The 17967-nt window shown below is 68.3% G+C and carries 15 protein-coding genes; 7 read left to right on the forward strand and 8 right to left on the reverse strand.

What is annotated here, in order from left to right:
* Positions 1 to 14: 14 nt before the first annotated feature.
* On the forward strand, positions 15 to 548 hold the full coding sequence (pyrE, locus tag MX571_RS03575) for an orotate phosphoribosyltransferase (protein WP_247414215.1): 534 nt from the start codon (positions 15 to 17) through the stop codon (positions 546 to 548).
* Positions 549 to 703: 155 nt separating this feature from the next.
* Here pyrE and MX571_RS03580 read toward each other — a convergent pair whose 3' ends face one another.
* The 3 genes from MX571_RS03580 to pdhA are packed head-to-tail and all read right to left on the reverse strand — an operon-like array spanning position 704 to position 4383.
* Positions 704 to 2278: a dihydrolipoamide acetyltransferase family protein gene (locus MX571_RS03580; protein WP_247414216.1), complete on the reverse strand. Its 1575-nt coding sequence runs from the start codon at positions 2276 to 2278 to the stop codon at positions 704 to 706.
* On the reverse strand, positions 2279 to 3283 hold the full coding sequence (locus MX571_RS03585) for an alpha-ketoacid dehydrogenase subunit beta (RefSeq protein ID WP_247414217.1): 1005 nt from the start codon (positions 3281 to 3283) through the stop codon (positions 2279 to 2281). It abuts the gene before it with no gap.
* Positions 3280 to 4383: a pyruvate dehydrogenase (acetyl-transferring) E1 component subunit alpha gene (pdhA, locus tag MX571_RS03590; RefSeq protein ID WP_247414218.1), complete on the reverse strand. Its 1104-nt coding sequence runs from the start codon at positions 4381 to 4383 to the stop codon at positions 3280 to 3282. The genes MX571_RS03585 and pdhA overlap by 4 nt, the downstream gene beginning before the upstream one ends.
* A 318-nt stretch (positions 4384 to 4701) precedes the next feature.
* On the opposite strand from pdhA, the gene MX571_RS03595 reads away from it, so the two are divergent.
* Positions 4702 to 6075, forward strand: a complete 1374-nt coding sequence (locus tag MX571_RS03595) for a DUF2238 domain-containing protein (RefSeq protein ID WP_247414219.1) — start codon at positions 4702 to 4704, stop codon at positions 6073 to 6075.
* Between the two features lie 79 nt (positions 6076 to 6154).
* On the opposite strand, the gene lipA is transcribed toward MX571_RS03595, so the two are convergent.
* The 3 genes from lipA to MX571_RS03610 form a co-directional block, all read right to left on the reverse strand.
* Positions 6155 to 7099: a lipoyl synthase gene (lipA, locus tag MX571_RS03600; protein WP_282594557.1), complete on the reverse strand. Its 945-nt coding sequence runs from the start codon at positions 7097 to 7099 to the stop codon at positions 6155 to 6157.
* 85 nt (positions 7100 to 7184) lie between these two features.
* Positions 7185 to 8048 (reverse strand): trehalose-phosphatase, encoded by an 864-nt coding sequence (gene otsB / locus MX571_RS03605; protein ID WP_247414221.1) that lies wholly within the window; start codon positions 8046 to 8048, stop codon positions 7185 to 7187.
* The gene (locus tag MX571_RS03610; protein ID WP_247414222.1) at positions 8045 to 9550 is read right to left on the reverse strand and encodes an alpha,alpha-trehalose-phosphate synthase (UDP-forming); all 1506 of its coding nucleotides are present in this window, start codon (positions 9548 to 9550) and stop codon (positions 8045 to 8047) included. The genes otsB and MX571_RS03610 overlap by 4 nt, the downstream gene beginning before the upstream one ends.
* A gap of 525 nt (positions 9551 to 10075) precedes the next feature.
* Between MX571_RS03610 and MX571_RS03615 the strand changes: the two genes are divergently transcribed.
* From MX571_RS03615 to MX571_RS03630, 4 genes are all read left to right on the forward strand, one after another.
* Positions 10076 to 11515: an MATE family efflux transporter gene (locus tag MX571_RS03615; RefSeq protein WP_247414223.1), complete on the forward strand. Its 1440-nt coding sequence runs from the start codon at positions 10076 to 10078 to the stop codon at positions 11513 to 11515.
* Positions 11516 to 11702: 187 nt separating this feature from the next.
* A complete protein-coding gene (locus tag MX571_RS03620; protein ID WP_247414224.1) occupies positions 11703 to 12416 on the forward strand; it encodes a phosphoribosyltransferase family protein in 714 nt (237 codons plus the stop codon).
* 89 nt (positions 12417 to 12505) lie between these two features.
* A complete protein-coding gene (locus MX571_RS03625) occupies positions 12506 to 13978 on the forward strand; it encodes an NCS2 family permease (RefSeq protein WP_247414225.1) in 1473 nt (490 codons plus the stop codon).
* A gap of 124 nt (positions 13979 to 14102) precedes the next feature.
* On the forward strand, positions 14103 to 14684 hold the full coding sequence (locus MX571_RS03630; protein WP_247414226.1) for a DUF7090 family protein: 582 nt from the start codon (positions 14103 to 14105) through the stop codon (positions 14682 to 14684).
* A 241-nt stretch (positions 14685 to 14925) separates the two neighbouring features.
* Here the strand turns inward: MX571_RS03630 and MX571_RS03635 are convergent, their stop codons facing one another.
* Positions 14926 to 15366 carry a DUF2391 domain-containing protein gene (locus MX571_RS03635; RefSeq protein ID WP_247414227.1) on the reverse strand — a complete coding sequence of 147 codons (441 nt, stop codon included), beginning with the start codon at positions 15364 to 15366 and terminating at the stop codon, positions 14926 to 14928.
* A gap of 127 nt (positions 15367 to 15493) precedes the next feature.
* Here MX571_RS03635 and MX571_RS03640 point away from each other — a divergent pair, with 127 nt between their 5' ends.
* Complete coding sequence (locus MX571_RS03640) at positions 15494 to 16174, forward strand: class I SAM-dependent methyltransferase (RefSeq protein WP_247414228.1); 681 nt, start codon at positions 15494 to 15496, stop codon at positions 16172 to 16174.
* A 27-nt stretch (positions 16175 to 16201) separates the two neighbouring features.
* On the opposite strand, the gene MX571_RS03645 is transcribed toward MX571_RS03640, so the two are convergent.
* On the reverse strand, positions 16202 to 17956 hold the full coding sequence (locus tag MX571_RS03645; protein WP_247414229.1) for a M3 family oligoendopeptidase: 1755 nt from the start codon (positions 17954 to 17956) through the stop codon (positions 16202 to 16204).
* Positions 17957 to 17967: the final 11 nt, after the last annotated feature.

Below are 17967 nucleotides of genomic sequence, written 5' to 3' on the forward strand. Positions count from 1 at the left end.
GCCCAGCCTCCGCCATGACCGACACCCAGCGACTCATCGACGCGCTCCGGGCCGCCGAGGCGGTCCGGTTCGGCGAGTTCGAACTCTCCCACGGCGGTACGAGCGACTACTACGTCGACAAGTACCTGTTCGAGACGGACCCGACCTGTCTGGAACTCATCGCGGAGTCGTTCGCCGAGCGCGTCTCGGACGTGTCCACGCTCGCGGGTGTCGCGCTGGGCGGCGTCCCGCTGGTCGCGGCGACGAGCGTCGAGACGGGGAAACCGTACGTCATCGCTCGGAAGAAGGCCAAGGAGTACGGCACGGCGAACCGCGTCGAGGGCCGCCTCTCGGAGGGCGAGGAGGTCGTCGTCCTGGAGGACATCGCGACGACGGGTCAGAGCGCGCTCGACGCCGCGGAAGCGCTGCGCGAGGCGGGCGCGGTCGTGAACCGCGTCCTCGTGGTCGTCGACCGGGAGGAGGGCGCACGCGAACTGCTCCACGAGCACGACCTGGAACTCGAATCGCTCGTGACGGCGTCGGACCTGCTGGCCGACGAGGAGCAGTAGCGGACTGCTGTCGGGCGTCGCTCCTCACCTGCCGACGCCACTACTCTCTAGTCGCTGCTGAATTACCACTCGCTAGAGGGCATCGTTTCGACTGGAGACCACTCGACTGCGGCGCTCTCCACGAGCGAGACGACCGAAAAATGTTGATTGACAGACTACTCCAGCAACAGGAGCGACGGGTTCTCCAGGTACTCCATCACGCGGTTCGTGAACGCGGCGGCCTGCGCGCCGTCGATGATGCGGTGGTCGATGGAGAGCGAGAGCGTCATCACGTGGCGCGGGACGACCTCGCCGTCCACGACGCGCGGTTTCTCCTTGATTGCCCCGAGCCCCAGAATCGCGGTCTCGGGGAAGTTGATGATGGGCGTCGCGTACTCGCCGCCGATGGCCCCGAAGTTCGTGATGGTGAACGTCCCGCCCTGCATCTCCTCGCGGGTGATGGAGCGCTCGCGGGCCTTCTCGACGAGTTCGTTCATCTCCGAGGAGAGCTGGAGCATCCCCTTCCGGTCCGCGCCCTTGACGACCGGGACCATCAGGCCCGCGTCGGTGCCGACGGCGACGCCGACGTTGTAGTCCTTCCGCAGGACGATCTCCTCGTTCTCCTCGTCGAGCGTGGAGTTGAGGTACGGGAACTCCTTCAGCGCCGCGACGACCGCCTCGATGACGAACGGCATGTACGTCAGTTTGATGCCGCGGTCCTCGGCGACCTCCTTCAGTTCGCCGCGCGTCGCGACGAGTTCCGTCACGTCCACCTCGTCGTGGTGGGTGACGTGCGGCGCGGTGTACTTCGAGCGCGCCATCTGCTTGCCGATGGTCCGTCGGACGCCGCGGTACGGGACGCGCTCGTCCTCCTCGCTCACGCCGACATCGGCCTGCACGGCCTCGGTGTCTGCCTCCTGTGCCGCCTGCTGGGCCTGCGCGTACTGCGTGACCTGCTCGGGCGTGACGAACGCCTGGCCGTCGCGCTCCTCGTCGGTCGGGACGGCGTTGAGGTCGACGCCCTCGTCCTCGGCGAGTTTGCGCGTGGCGGGCGCGGCGAGCGTCCGGTCGCGGTCCGCCGACTCGACGGTCGCCTGGGTAGCGGTCGGCGTCGATGCGCCAGGCTCGCTCTCGGTATCGTCACCGCCGACCCGTCGCGTAGCGGATTTGACGCCGTCGTCGGAGACCTCGGGGGCGCCGCTCTCCGTGCTCTCCTCGGCCGATTCGTCACCGGACTCGGCGTGAGCGCGCACGTCGGCGTCGCTCACGCGCCCGCCGGGGCCGGAGCCGTCGACCCGCGCGATGTCGACGCCGAGTTCGCGGGCGAGGCGGCGCGCGCTCGGGGCGGCGAACACGCGCCCCTCGGGCGTCGAGACCTCCTCGCCGCTCGCGCCGTCGGTGTCGGTCGCGTCGCTCGCGGTCTGGGTCGCCGTCGTCTCCTCGGTGTCGCCCGGCGCGACGCCCTCGTCGGATTCGCTGGTGGACGCCGACGCCGATTCGTCCGCGCCGCCCTCGGTCTCGAAGACGATGATGACGTCGCCGACCGGCACCATCTCGCCGGCCTCGGCGCGTATCTCCTTGACCGTCCCGTCGACGGGCGACGGCACCTCGACGACCGCCTTGTCGGTCTCGGCCTCGGCGACCGGCTGGTCCTCGCTGACCGGGTCGCCCTCCTCGACGAGCCAGTTGACTATCTCCGCTTCCGTCAGCCCCTCGCCCACGTCGGGCAGTTTGAACTCGCGGATGCCCATCTAGAACTCCACCGCCTCGCGGATGCCGTCGGCCACGCGGGCCTTCTCCGGCAGGTAGTAGTCTTCGAGCGCGTACAGCGGGAACGGCACGTCGAAGCCGGTGATGCGCTCGACCGGTGCCTCCTGGTAGAGCAGCGCCTCCTCCTGGATGGTCGCGATGATCTCGCCGGCGAGACCGCCCGTCTTGGGAGCCTCGTGGACGACGGCCGCGCGACCGGTCTTCTCGAACGACTCGACGATGGCGTCGGTGTCCATCGGCGAGAGCGTCCGCAGGTCGACGACCTCCACGTCGATGCCCTCCTCGGCGAGGTCCTCGGCGGCTTCGAGCGTCGGGCGGGTCATCGCACCCCACGTGAACACCGAGATGTCGGTGCCCTCGCGGCGGACCGCGGCCTTCCCGAGTTCGACGGTGTACGTCTCGTCGGGCACCTCCTCGCGGAACGCGCGGTAGATGAGCTTCGGTTCGAGGAAGATGACGGGGTCGGGGTCGCGGATGGACGCCGCGAGCAGGCCCTTCGTGTCGTACGGCGTCGACGGAACGACGACGTTCAGGCCCGGTTCGTGGACGTAGAACGCCTCCTTCGACTCCGAGTGGTGTTCCGGTGCGCGGATGCCGCCGCCGTAGGGTGCGCGGACGACCATCGAGGCCGTGTAGCGACCCCGCGAGCGGTTACGGAGGCGGGCCGCGTGGCTCACTATCTGGTCGAACGCCGGGTACATGAACCCGGAGAACTGCATCTCGGCGACCGGCTTCAGCCCGTAGGCGGCCATGCCGACGGCCGTCCCGGCGATGCCGGACTCGGCCAGCGGCGTGTCGATGACGCGGTCGTCGCCGAAGTCGTCCCACAGGCCCTCCGTGGCCCGGAAGACGCCGCCGTTCTTCCCGACGTCCTCGCCCATGACGATGACGTCGTCGTCCCGTTCCATCTCGCCGCGCAGGCCGTCGCGCACCGCCTGCACCAGCGTCAGATTCTGTGTCGACTGCTGTTGTTCCTGAGAGCTCATTCGAGGAGTGCCTCGTCGCCGTGGCGTTCGCGTAGCTGTTCGAGGTAGTCGAGCTGTTCCTGAAGGCGTTTCGGCATCTCGGCGTAGACGTCGGCGAACATCTCTGCGGGGTCGGGCCGTTCTGCGGCCTCGGCCGCCGAGATGGCCTCGGCCACCTCGTCCTCGACGGACTGCGTGATGGCGTCGACCGACTCGTCGTCGAGCAGGCCGTTGTTCCGGAGGTACCCCTCCAGTCGCGGGATGGGGTCTTTCGCCTTCCACTCCTCGACCTCGTCGTCCTCGCGGTAGACGCTCGGGTCGTCGGCGGTGGTGTGCGCCCCGAAGCGGTACTGGACCGCCTCGATGAGCGTCGGGCGGAGTTCGCCCTCGCCGGGGTTCTTCGCCTTCTCGACGGCGTCTCTGGTCACCTTGTACACCGCGAGCGGGTCCATCCCGTCGACCTGCACGCCCTCGAAGCCGTAGGCGACGGCCTTCTGGGCGATGGTCTCGCTGGCGGTCTGGCGCTCGCGCGGCACCGAGATGGCCCACTGGTTGTTGTTACAGAAGAAGATAGACGGGGCGTCGAACACGCCCGCGAAGTTGAGGCCCTCGTGGAAGTCGCCCTCCGAGGTCGCCCCGTCGCCGAAGTACGTGAGGAACGCCTTCTCCTCGCCTTTCAGCTTCGAGGCCCACGCCATCCCCGCGCCGTGGAGAATCTGCGTGGCGATGGGGACGGCGATGGTGAACACGTTCTGCTCGTCCATCCGGTTGGCGCGTTCGTCGCCCATCCAGTAGCGCAGCGACTGGTCGAGGCCGACGCCGCGGACGTACACCGAGGCGTGCTCGCGGTACGACGGAATGACCCAGTCGTCCGGTGCGAGCGCCGCCGCACTGCCCACCTGTGCCCCCTCCTGGCCCGACATCGGTGGGTAGGTGCCCATCCGACCCTGGCGCTGGAGGCTGACCGCGCGCTGGTCGAAGTGGCGCGCGGTCCGCATCGCACGGTACATCGAGACGAGCGTCTCGTCGTCGAGGTCCGGTACCGTCGCTCCGTCGCGCACACGGCCGTTCTCGTCGAGAATCTGGACGCGTTCGCGCGGGTCGCGTTGTAGCGTACTCATACCGCCCTCCGTGACATACGCCGACTTCCACTAGCCTGCCGCTTAGTGTTTTCGTAAAACGGTTTCGTTCGTGCGATATCTTGCCACTCAGGCCCGTCTCCGTGCGAAACCGTTCCGGGACACGACCGAATAATCGGAACGTCTCCGGTTCGACGGCGAGAAACTGGACACATCGGGGAAGTGACGAGTCCCTTCGGCTGGATACCAAACGAACGTTCACCGAGGATCCGGATACCAGCGCTGGCCGAACCCTGATACGGGTCGCTGGTGATATCGAACCGTGATGGACCCCGACTGTCGCGACTCTCGACTGGGCCGATGTCGCTGAGCGCCGTCATCGAGGGGCACCGGCTCAACGCTCGACTCGCGTGGGCGGTCGTCCTCGGACTGACGGCGGTCGCAGCCGTCGACTTCGCACTCGGCGACCCTGTGTGGGCGGTGTTCGCGGCTGCTGGGGTCGTCGTCGCCGTCTCGCCGGCGGTCAGGAGCCGCGACGCGACGCGCATGCCGCCGTGGGAGGTCCTCGTCGTCGTGCTCGTGCCGCCGCTCGTTCAGTTGGTCGACGTCCCGGCCCCGCTCGAAGAGGTGACGGCGTCGGTCGCGGTCGCCGCGCTCGCGCTGGTCGTCGTCGTCGAACTCCACGTCTTCTCGTCGGTCGAACTGACACCGACCGTCGCCGTCGCGCTCGTGGTCGTCACCACCACGGCGGCGGTCGGTCTCTGGACGATACTCCGGTTCGCCTCGGACGCGTTCCTCGGAACGGGGTACATCGAGGGCAAGGTCCAGTTGATGTGGAGCATCGTCTTCGCCACGGCGGGGGGCGTCCTCGCCGGTCCGCTGGCGTTCGCCTATCTGCGGCGACACGAGTCGGTGGGTCGACGGGGGTTCGACCTCGGCGACGGCGAGACGGGCGGGGCCGACGCCGTGACCGACGACGAGGGCGACGGCGGAGCGTCGGCCACGGACGACGGGGCAGAGATGGCCGATGAATCGGAGACGGATGACGGGATGGAGACGGAGGAGGGGACCGAGACGGACGAGGACACGGGCGTCGGCGAGGTACCGAACGACGGTGACGGCACGGGAGAGCGGTCGCTCGTCCTCGCGGTTCGCGCGATGCAGCTAGCGCTGGTCGGTCTCGTGCTGTTCGGGGTCGCGACGTTCCGGTGGGGGCTGGTCGTCAACGCCGGCGTCGCGCTGGCCGTGACGTTTCTGCCGGGGGTGCTGGAGCACAACCTCGCGCTCCCGATGAACGCGGGACTCGCCGCGTGGATCACGCTCGCGGTGTTCCTCCACGGCGTCGGCGCGGTCGGCCCCTACGAGTGGTTCGGCTGGTACGATTCGGTGACGCACACGCTGTCGGCGACCGTCGTCGCTGGCGCGGGCTACGCCAGCGCGCGCGCCGTCGACCTCCACTACGACCGACTGACCGTTCCGACGGCGTACATGGGTGCGTTCATCGTCGTCTTCGTCCTCGCGTTCGGGGTCGTCTGGGAGATAATGGAGTTCGCGACGGGTGGGGTGGCGAGCGTCGTCGGCGGCGAACCGGTGCTCGCGCAGTACGGCTCCCGCGACATCGTCCTCGACCTCGTGTTCAACAGCCTGGGAGCCGTCCTCGTCGCGGTACTCGGGACCTCGCGACTCAGAGGGGTCGCCGGCGACCTGGCGTCGCGACTCGGGTCGAGGGGCTGAGCCGACGGACCGCGCGGTCGTCCGATAGTGACGACCGGCAGTCCGTTCCGACACCCGACGACCGGTACTCGTCGGCCGCTCAGTCGCTCGACCCGGCGCGGGCGACCGTGCGGGCCTCCTCGACGCTCGCGCCGTCGCGGACCAGCGCCTCGACGAACAGTTCGCCCGCCTTGTACGACGAGCGGACCATCGGTCCAGACGCGCAGTACAGCACGTCGAACTCCTCCTCGGCCACCCGCTTCCAGACGTCGAACTTGTCGGGGTGGACGTACTCCGACACTTCGAGGTGCGAGCGCGAGGGCTGGAGGTACTGACCGAACGTCACCACGTCCACGTCGGCCTCGCGCAGGTCCGAGAGCGTCTGGTACACCTCGTGGTCGTACTCGCCGACGCCGAGCATCAGCGACGTCTTCGTGTAGATGTCGGACTCCTCGGTCACCTGTTCGAGCACGGCCAGCGACTGGTCGTACGTCGCCCTGCGGTCTCTGACCGGCCACTGGAGCCGCTCGACGGTCTCGACGTTGTGCGCGACGACGTCCGGCCCGGCCTCGACGATGCGGCGGACGGCCTCCCGGTCGCCGCCGAAGTCGGGGATGAGCACCTCGACCAGGGTGGTGGGGTCGCGGCGCTTTATCTCTCGGATGGTCTCGGCGAAGTGCGCCGACCCACCGTCCGCTAAGTCGTCGCGGTCCACGCTCGTGAGGACGACGTACTCCAGTCCGATCTCGGTGACCGCCTCGGCGACGTTGGCGGGTTCGTCGGGGTCGAGCGCCTCCATCCCGCCGGTCTTCACGTCGCAGAAGTTACAGCCCCGAGAGCAGCGGTCGCCCAGCAGCATGAACGTGGCCGTCCCCGGCCCGTCGCGACCCGACCAGCACTCGCCGAGGTTCGGGCAGTTGGCCTCCTCACAGACCGTGTGGAGGTCGTGGTCCCTGAGCGTCTGCTTGATCTCGGTGTAGCGCTGCCCCGACGGAGGCCGCATCTTCAGCCAGTCGGGTTTGCGCCGGTAGCTCATGGTCGACAGTTCGTCGGTGGACGCAAAAACGTGCGGATTGCTCGGGTGACGGGTACTCCGGCGACCGGTCGGGCCGCGTCGTTCCCGACCCGAATCAGTCGGCAGCCAGTCGGTCGACGCCCTCCGTCGCCAGCCAGTCCAGCAGGTCGCTCACGGCCTCGGGCGACGCCACGTGGTGGGCGTCGTCGGGGCCGTCCTCGCCGACGTAGACGGCGATGCCGCGCTCCGCGGCGGTGCGGAGCGCCGACTGGTCACTCTGGTCGTCGCCGACGTAGACGACGAGTGCATCGCTCGACGCGACAGGTTCGCCGTCCGAGGCAGCAGCCTCGCTGTCGGCGAGTGCCGCGACGGCGGCCCCTTTGTTCGCGTCCGTGTCGGGCCCGACTTCGAGCACTTCGTGGCCCCGCGAGACGTGCAGGTCGCCGACCCGGTCGGCGATGCGACCGACCGTCTCCGCGACCCGGTCCTGGTGGTCGTCGGGGACGTCGCGGGTGTGGACCGCGAGCGACCAGCGCTTGTCCTCGACGGAGACGCCCGACGCCCACCCGAGTCGGTCGACGAGTGCCTCGCGCACGCGCTCGAGACGCTCCTCGGTCCGCTTCGCGTCGGGGTGGACGATGATGCCGTCGCCGTCGACGCGTTCGAGGCCGGCGTTGCCGACGTAGCCGATGCCGTCGACGCCGACCCGGCCGCGGACGTCGTCGAGCGCTCGGCCGCTGACGACGGCGACGGTCACCGCCGGGTGGTCGCGGAGCGCTCGAATCGACTCGCGATTGCCCGCCCGAATCGCGGCGTCGTCGGGGTTCTGGACGATGGGTGCGAGCGTCCCGTCGAAGTCGAGACACAGCACGAGTCGTTCGTGGGTCGCGAGTTCGGTCTCGAACGCCTCGCGGATGGCGTCCGTGTCTGCGCCGTTCGTCTCGTCGTCGGTCGGGGTCGTCGCGTTTCCCTCGCTCATCGTTCTCGTGCCATCCGTACCTGCCGGGCCTCCTCGAAGATGTCGGCCATCCACTGGTCGACGTCGTTGGCGGCGACGGCCGCGCGCAGGTTCGCCATCCGCTCGCGGCGTTCGTCCTCCGCCATCGTCACCGCCTGCTCGATGGTGTCGGCGAACGACGCGGTGTCGTAGGGGGCGATGGAGAGGGCGAACTCGCCGAGTTCGTCCTCCGCCCCCGCGAGTTCGCTCAGCAGGAGGACGCCGGGGTCGTCCGTCTGTGCGGCGACGTACTCCTTGGCGACGAGGTTCATCCCGTCGCGAACGGGCGAGACGAGCGCGATGTCCGCACGCCGGTAGAGGCCGTACAGTTGCGTCGTCGTCAGGTGGCTGTCGAGGCGGACGACCGGTTGCCAGTCGTCGGTCGCGAAGCGGCCGTTGATGCGCTCGATGGCCTCCTCGACGCGGTCCGCGACGTCGCCGTACGCCGGGATGCGCGAGCGACTCTCGCTGAGCTTCTGGACGTGCGTCAACTCGCCCTGCCAGTCGGGGTGTTCCTCGAAGAACCGTTCGAGCGCGGCGAGGCGCTCCGGGATGCCCTTGGTGTAGTCGAGGCGGTCGACGCCCACCGAGAGCGTCACGTCGGGGTCGATGCCGATCTGCTCGGCGAACTCGACCCACTCTTCGTCGGTGCAGGCGGCCGCCTCCTCGTCGATGCGGTCCACGTCGACGCCCATCGGGAACGCACGGACGCGCGTCGTCTCCGACCCGCGCTGGACCTCCCCGGTGGACTCGTTGACCACGGCGTCGTCGAAACACGCGTCGACGCAGCCCAGGAAGTTCTCGCAGTATCGAGGGACGTGGAAGCTGAGCAGGTCGTTGGCGAGCAGTCCGTCGAGGACCTCCTCGCGGACCGGGCACGCGCGGAACGTGTCCCAGTCGGGCCACGGGATGTGCCAGAACTGCATCAGCGTCGGACCGGGTGCGCGCTCGCGGACGAACCGCGGCGCGAGGGCGAAGTGGTAGTCCTGGAACCAGACGAGCGAGTTCTCGCCGGCGTTCTCGGCGACGGCCTCGGCGAACACCTCGTTGACCTCGCGGTACTGCTGCCAGTGGTTCTCCTGGTACTCCATCGTCCCGACGAGGCCGTGGCTGAGCGGCCAGAGCACGCGGTTCGAGAAGCCGTAGTAGTAGCCCTCGATATCCTCGTCGTCGAGCCAGACGCGTCGCAGGGTGTACGAGGGGTCGTCCGGCGGGACCCGGACGCAGTCGTCCTCGTCGACCATCTCCTCGTCGGCGTCGCCGTCGCCCCACGCGACCCACGTCCCGTCGACGCGCTGGACGACCGGGTCGAGACCGGCGGTCAGGCCGCCGACCGGCTGGTCGGTGACCACCTCGCCGTCGTCGTCGTATCGGTGGCGGTAGGGCTGTCGGTTCGAGATGACGAGCAGGTCGTCGTGGACGCTCGCAGCGTCGCTCTGTTCGTCGGCCGTGACGGTCCGGGACGTCCCGGAGAGTTCCCTCATCGGTCCGTCACCCCCCCGAAACGACACGGACCGTCGTGACGGGGTCGAGCATCGCGGTTCGGCACTCGTCGACACTGCTCTCCGTTCGAATCCGGACGACAGCTGCGGGCGGCGTTCGCCCGTCGACCTCTGTCGGTTCTCTGTGTCATGCCTTGTCTGTCAAACACCGGAGAGCAAATAACCCCCTTCTGCCTGTGTGAGCCAATCGTTTTTATATGCTCTTTACCGACGAGAACGTCCCGTCGGGCGACTTGCGGACGCGCACTCGGAGTCGTCGGAACGACCGGTAGCGTCGACGACGGCGCCCCGACGAGAGGCTCCGATCCGGTGACGTCGCTCGGAGTGACCGACGACGGCGAACTGTTGTGACCCGATTCCATATCTGTCCTATGATTATCTAGTACTCTTATATATCTGTTCTCTGAAACATGTGCTCGCTGTCAGGTGTCGGCGACTCCGACTGTCCACGACGTTCACGACGAAAATTGCAAAAATTAATAACGTGTGTGGTAAAATCGAGCATAGATGTTCGACCTCTCGTCAGACGACATCACCGAGGGGCCCGTCCTGCGGGCGATGCTCGTGCTGGCGGCCCCGCTGCTGATTCAGAACCTGGTCCAGGTCGTCCAGCAGGTCGTCGATCTGTTCTGGGTCGGTCGTCTCGACGACGCCGCGGTCTCGGCCATCGCGCTCGCGTTCCCGGTGGTGAACCTGCTGTTCTCCTTCACCGCCATCGCGCCGTTCGTCGGGACGCAGATCCTCGTCTCCCAGCGCGTCGGTGCGGACGACACGGCCGGTGCGCGCCGCGCGCTGTTCACCGGGCTGTTCACGACGACGGTCCTCGCCGTCGTGGTCGGGGCGCTGATGTTCGTCGGCGCGCGTCCCTTGCTCGACCTGCTCACGCTCGTCCGGCCGGACGTCGACGGGGGGTCGGCGGCCATCGACTTCGCGACGACGTACGTCGCCGTGACGGCGCTGGGTCTCCCGCTCCTCCTGCTCTCGGACGTCACCGAGGCCGGGTTCCTCGGGTGGGGCGACTCGAAGACGGCGATGCGGATGAACGTCGTCGCCGTCGCGGTCAACGTCGTCCTCGACCCGCTGCTCATCTTCGGGTTCGACGTCGGCGGGTTCGCGTTCGGCGGGCTCGACATCGCGGGCGCGGCGCTCGCGACCATCCTCGGCTACACCGTCGGCGGCTGTTACGGCTACGTTCGCCTCGCTCGCGGTGCACACGGCGGGATGCTCTCGCGAGCGACCGCGACCGTCGACCTCGGGGAGATACGCGAACTGCTCGGCGTCGGCGCGCCAATCGCGGGGCAGAACGTCGCGAAGCAGGCAGTGGACGTCGTCCTCGTCACCGTCGCGTTCGTCGCGGGCGGCGCACCCGCCCTCGCGGCGTGGGCCGTCGGCGTCCGCGTCGCATCCCTCGCCGTCATCCCCGCCGGTGGCCTCCAGCAGGCCGCCCAGAGCGTCATCGGGCAGAACCTCGGGGCGGGGTACGTCGGTCGCGCCCACCGTGCGACGTGGCAGGGTGCGGTCGTCGCTGCGGTCGGCCTCGGCGCGCTCGGGGTCGTCCAGTGGGTCGTCCCCGGTCTCATCGTCACGACGTTCGCGCCGACGCTGTCGACGGCGGGGATGGACCTCGCCGTCGAGTACCTCCGGGTACTCGCGGTCGGCTACCCGGCGATGGGCGCGATGTACCTGTTCCAGGCCGGGTTCAACGGCGCGAGTCGGACGAAGACGAGTTTCGCCGCCAGCATGGCCCAGTACTGGGGCGTCCGCCTCCCGTTCGCCGTCGTCGGGGCCGGAGTGGTCGGCATCGCTGCGTTCGACCTCGGCGTCAGCGCCGTGTTCTGGGCGGTCACCATCTCCAACGTGGCCGCCGCCATCGGACTGGCCGGCTACTACTACTACTCGGCCGAACAGGGGATGCTCGACCGGGCCGCCGAGGCGGCAGCGGCGTGACGAAGGGTCCGAGGTTCGAGAGGCGCTTCTGACAGCGGTCTTCGGACGCCTCGGGGCGTGGGGTTACGAAAGCTGTCCTCGTTTTCCCCGCCGCCGACGATTCACACGATTCTGTACGCACTTCGCTGCCCAACGAGGGTCGTCCTGGCATCGACGTACTCATGTTCGTGCATACCCGTCGGGGCACATGAACCGCGCCGAGAAGGCGACCCTCCAGTTGCGGGCGGTCGCCGTCCTGCGGACGCTCAAGCGGACGCGCACGTACGACGAACTCGCCGAGGAGACGGGGCTCCCGGCCGGCGACCTGAACCGGTACGTCAACGGCCACGTGCTCCCGGGCGAGGCTCGCGCGAGGGGGATCGTCACAGAGACGGGATACGAGGCGCTCGCGGCCGAACTCGAATCCCGCATCCGCCACGACGACGAGGGGTACGTCGACAACTCCGACGCCGTCTTCGACCAGCCGTTTCTGGACCTCGTCGCGCCCGTCGTCGCCGAGCGCTTCGAGTTCGAGACGCCCGACGTGGTGCTCACCGCCGCGACCGACGGCATCACGCTCGGGTCGGCGATGGCCCGGCACTTCGACGCACGCCTCGCGTACGCGAAGAAGTCGAAGGAGACGGCCGTCGAGGAGTTCGTCGAGGCGCGCAAGCGATTCGAGTCCGGCATCGAACTCACCTACTACCTCCCGGAACACGCGCTGGCGGCCCGCGACAGCGTCCTCGTCGTCGACGACCTCATCCGCTCCGGGGAGACGCAGGAACTGCTGCTCGACATCGCGACGCAGACCGAAGCCGACGTCGTCGGCGTGTTCGCACTCATCGCCGCCGGAACCGACGGCGTGGAGGTCGCGCAGTCCCGGACCGACGCCCCCGTCGGTGCGCTGACGACGCTCGACTGAGCGGTTCTCGTCGGTACGAATCCACGTTCGTGCATACTTCGTACGGAAACGCCTAAGTCGGTATGCGGAAGTATGCTCACACGTGATCCATGGGGGCCACTGATACACAGTCGGGCGAGTCGTCGAGTGGCGTGCGCGGGAGCATCCGCGAGTTCTTCGAGTTCGACCGGTACGGGACGGACCTCGGCACCGAAATCACCGCGGGAATCACGACGTTCCTGACGATGAGCTACATCGTCATCCTCAACCCGGCCATCCTCGGTCCGGCCATCACCGTCTCCGGGATGAGCGACGCCGCGGTGACGTCGATGCTCGCCGTCGTCACCATCCTCTCGGCGTTCGTCGCGACGAGCATCATGGCGCTGTACGCCAACCGACCGTTCGGGCAAGCGCCCGGTCTGGGCCTGAACGCGTTCTTCGCGTTCACGGTCGTCCTCGGACTCGGCGTCCCGTGGCAGACGGCGCTCGCCGCCGTCGTCGTCGAGGGGTTCGTCTTCATCCTCCTCACCGTCTTCGGCGCGCGGAAGTTCATCATCGAGGCGTTCCCCGAACCCGTCAAGTTCTCCGTCGGGGCCGGCATCGGCGCGTTCCTCGCGCTCATCGGCCTCGAAGAGATGGGCATCGTCGTCAACAGCGACTCGACGCTCGTCACGCTCGGCAACGTCGCCAGCGACCCCGTCGCCATCATGTCCATCGTCGGCCTGTTCCTCACGCTCGCGCTCTACGCGCGCGGCGTTCGCGGGTCCATCCTCCTCGGCATCCTCGGCACGACGTTGCTTGGCTGTCTGGTCACGTTCGCCGGACTCGTGGCTCCCGGCACCGTCGCCCCCGGCTTCGTCCTGGACGGCAGTATCGACGTGGCGGCCCTCCAGAACCAGCTGCTCGGCGCGCAGTACGACATCTCGCCGCTGGCGGGTGCGTTCGTCACCGGGCTGACCGGCGTCGAACCGTTCGCGTTCTCGCTCGTCGTCTTCACGTTCTTCTTCGTCGACTTCTTCGACACCGCCGGCACCCTGACCGGCGTCGGACAGGCCGCCGGGTTCCTCGACGAGGACGGCGACCTCCCCGACATCGAGAAGCCGCTGATGGCCGACGCCGTCGGCACCACCGTCGGCGGGATGCTCGGCACCTCCACCGTCACCACCTACATCGAGTCCGCGACGGGCGTCGAGGAGGGCGGTCGGACGGGCATGACGGCGCTCGTCGTCGCCCTGCTGTTCCTCGTCTCGCTGGTGTTCGTCCCGCTGGCGACCGCGATTCCGCTGTACGCCAGCCACATCGCGCTGGTCGTCATCGCCGTCGTGATGCTCGGCAACATCGCCGCCGTCGACTGGGACGACATCACCCACACCGTCCCGGCTGGTCTGACCATCCTCGTCATGCCGTTCACGTACAACATCGGCTACGGCATCGCCGCGGGCATCATCTCGTACCCGCTCGTGAAGGCCGCCGTCGGCGAGTGGCGGGACGTCCGCCCGACGCAGGTGGTGCTCGCGCTGGCGTTCGTCGTCTACTTCGTCGTCGCCACCGGCGGCGTCCTCGACGCCGCGGTCGGGTCCTGAACCGACCGGTCGACCGCCCCACTCCCGCTCCTGCCCGCCTCCCCTCCTTTCCCCACTCACCCGACCCGTGCGAACGCGGCGCACGAATCTTGTGATTTAAGACAGCAGGGGACGGGTTCGGCGTATGGACTACGAGCTCGCCATCGAGACCACACCAGAGACCGTTCCGGGGGGGACCGGAATCATGCTGCTCCATCCGTCCACCGGCGAGACCGACCGCATCGACACCGACTTCTTCAAGACCGACACCGACCACCTGTTCATCCTCTCGACGCGCACCACCGCCCGCGAGGTACAGCAGAAACTGGAGTACTACGAGGTCGACGAGACGAAGGCGACCATCCTCGACACGCTCTCCATCGAGCGCGGCTACTCGCGGCGCTCCGGGCAGAACATCCGATACGTCCCCGCACCGGACGACCTGGACGGGATGGTCGAAGCCATCGAGACGTTCCTCCAGAGCCACGACGGGAAGCTCCGCATCTCCATCGACTCCGTGACGGAGATGGCGTACTACGCCGACGAGGAGCGCGTCCGGACGGCCGTCGAACAGATCCTCGACCTGCTCGACGAGTACGACGCCATCGGCCTGTTCCACGTCGCCGAGGAGGTCCACGAGGGCGACGTCGTCGAGGGCTACCGCGACCTGTTCGACGGCGTCATCGAACTCGAAGAGGACGGTCGCGTCGAGTCGCAGTTCAAGTAACGCGACTTCGCTTTTCGGACTCATCTACTCCTCTGGACGAGCAACTGCGATAGCCGGCCAGACGAACAGTCGTTCCGTTCCGCCGCGAGCGAACGCAGTGAGCGAGCGGGGTGACTGAACCGTCGAGTGAGCGCCGAAGGCGCGAGCGAGGCGGTGAGGGAATCCTTTTAATCCAGCTTTTGCCCTCCGGGGGTGAGTGACCGAAGGGAACGAACCCCCGGTCGGGTACAAAAGGTGGGTGCTAGAACACGGAGTCCGCCGTCGCCGCGCCCACCACGGAGAAGATGGCACCGACGGCGGTGGCCTTGAGCGTGAAGAAGACGAGCCCCATCATGTTCGGCGTGTCCTCGAAGAAGTCTGCGGCGAACGTGTTCGGTGCGTTGAACGCCAGCGCGAGGACGAGCACCGACCCGAACGAGACGGCCATCAGCGAGACGAACCGGGCGGGGACGCCGCCGACCTCCACCTCGCGGTCGGGGTCCCGGCCGGCGTCGGCCTTGTACAGCGCACCGTAACCGATGCCGAAGACGATGCCGACGGTGGCGAGGACGTGGTACCAGCGCATGTTGGTCGCCAGTTGCCACACCTCCGCGGTGACGACGAACGGACCCGCGAGGAGGAAGCCGCCGACCAGCTGCTGGGCGACGTCGGCGGTCTTGAAGCGGCGACGCGGTCCGACCATGCCGGTGACTGGGTGTGGGGTCGTATAACGCTCCCGCCTTCCGTCGGGCGGTTGCCGTCGGCCTGCCGCTGTATCAGTCTCCCGCGCGCTTCGCAATCGGTTTGCACCCCGACCACGGCAATCGCACATGAGCGTTCGGCAGGAGTTCGACGCGTGGGCGGCCGACGGCCGCGACAAGGGGATGGAAGAACGCCACTGGCACACCGCGAAGCACGCGCTGGCGCGGATGCCCGTCGAGGACGGCGACGCCATCCTCGACCTGGGCACCGGGTCGGGGTACGCGCCGCGTGCGCTCCGGGAGGCGACCGACGCGGGTCGGGTGTACGGCCTCGACGGGTCACCGGAGATGACCGCGAACGCGCGGTCGTACACCGAGGACGATGCAGTGGGCTTCGTCGTCGGCGACTTCGACTCGTTACCGTTCGCCGACGACTCGCTGGACCACGTCTGGTCGATGGAGGCGTTCTACTACGCCGCCGACCCGAACCACACGCTGGAGGAGGTCGCGCGGATTCTGAAGCCCGGCGGCACGCTGTTCTGTGCCGTGAACTACTACGAGGAGAACGAGCACTCCCACGACTGGCAGGACAACATCTCGGTGGAGATGACCCGCTGGTCGCGCGAGGAGTACCGCGAGGCGTTCCGCGACGCCGGCCTGCACGTCGCCGAGCAGGACACCATCCCGGACGAGGAGACGGAGATACCCCCCGAGAGCGAGTTCCCCCACGAGGGCTGGGACAGTCGGGAGGCGATGGTCGAGCGCTACCGCGTCTACGGGACGCTGTTGACGGTCGGCGTCGCACCGTAGCGCTCAAAATCGGTTCCCCGGACCGTCCTACGCCAGTTCGTCGAGGTAGCCGTCGTACACGTCGAGGGCGTCCTCGACGGCTGTGACGGGGTCGAGACCGAGTCGCTCGAAGGCGTCGTCGGGGCTCAGCGCCCCGCCCTCGCGGAGGACGCCGTGGTACGTCTCCGGGGCCAGAGCACCTCGATGCAGTCGGTCTGCCAGTGCGAGGCCACAGGACGTGCCGAGGACGTACAGGTAGCTGAAGTGCGGGTCGCGAGAGAGGTGCTCGACCATCCAGCCGCGTTCGTCGCCCTCGCCGAACTCGACGCCGGGTCGCTGAGCGCGCTGGACCTCGACGTAGGTCTCGCCGAGCCGGTCGGCGGTCAACTCCCGACCCGCGTCGAGGTGGTCGTACACCGCGTCGACGAAGCTCATCCAGCGCACGCCGACGAACAGCGGAATCTTCCCGAGTGCCGTGTCGAGGACGTGCCCCGCCGGGTAGCCGGTGTCGAGGAGATACCGGGTCAGGAGCGCCTCGTGGGTGAAGCTGAACACCTCTACGAGATGGTCGGGGAACACGCCGTCGAGCGCCGTCGCCTCGCTGGAGACGGCGTGCATCGCGTGACCGAGTTCGTGGCAGAAGAAATACAGCGAGCGCAGGTCCTCGGCGTAGTTGAGGTGCAAGAACGCCTCGCCCCGGTCCGTGGCGAGCGCCATGCCCCGCACCTCGGTCAGTTTCTCTCGCGTCTCGTAGACGTCGACACGACGCTCGCTCAGGAGCGACTCGACCCGGTCTTGGTACGTCTCGCCGAGCGGTTCGAGCGCCGACACGACGATATCGCACGCCTTGTCGTACGGAATCTCGGGCCCCTCGCCCTCGGTGAACGGCATCCGGGTGTCCCACTCGTGGAGCGTCTCGACGCCCAGCCGCTTCGAGAGCAGGCTGTTCCGGCGCTCCAGCGGGGCGAGGTTCTCGACGACGGTCTTGCGGAGGGCAGCGTGCAGGTTGGGGTCGAACGTCCCGCCGAGGGCCTCGTCCAGTGCGGAGTCGTAGCCACGGATCGACGCTCGGGCGTCGTGGCCCTGCAGGTGGTCGCTGAACGCCTGCGCCCTCGTGCTGCGGGCTTCGGCCAGTTCGTCGAGGTACGCCTCGTGGACGCGTCGTCGGAACGCGCGGTCGGGATGCCGGAGCAGTCGCTGCCGGGTCTGGCTGGTCACCGTCGCCTCGCTCGCGTCCGGGCGCTCGACGGTCGGTGCGTCGAAGTCGGCGTTCTTCAGGGTGGTCAACGTCCGCCCTGGCGCGTCGAGTGCGGCGTCCAGATCCGCCAGCGTCTCCAGGACCTCGGTGCTCGGTGCGTGGGCCGCCTCGCGGAGTCGCTCGTCGAGGAAGGAGCTGTAGCGTTCGAGGCCCTCCGTCGCCCCGACGAACGATTCGATACGCTCCCGGCCCGCGTCGGCCAGTGCACCGTCGAGGTAGCTCACCGCCTTCTCTCGTTCTCCGTGGAGAGACCGGAACCGGCGCATCCGGGCGGCGGCGTCCTCGTCGGTGGTGTCCTGCAACGTTCCCATCCGGGCGTGGACCCAGAGTCGCGACTCCTTCGCCTGGATGGACTCGTAGCGGTCGAGCATCGCCAGGAGCGTCTCGCCGTCGTCGGTCACGCGTCCCTCGAACGCCCGCAGGTCGTCGAGTGCTTCGGCAAACGCATCGGCCTCGTCGTCCCACGCTTCTGGGGAGTCGAACAGGTGCTCGCGCCGCCAACGATACTCGGGGGGAAGTCCGTCGCGCGTGGGGACCTCACTCATGGCCGACCGTT

The sequence above is a fragment of the Halomarina salina genome, assembly GCF_023074835.1.
Classification (GTDB): domain Archaea; phylum Halobacteriota; class Halobacteria; order Halobacteriales; family Haloarculaceae; genus Halomarina; species Halomarina salina.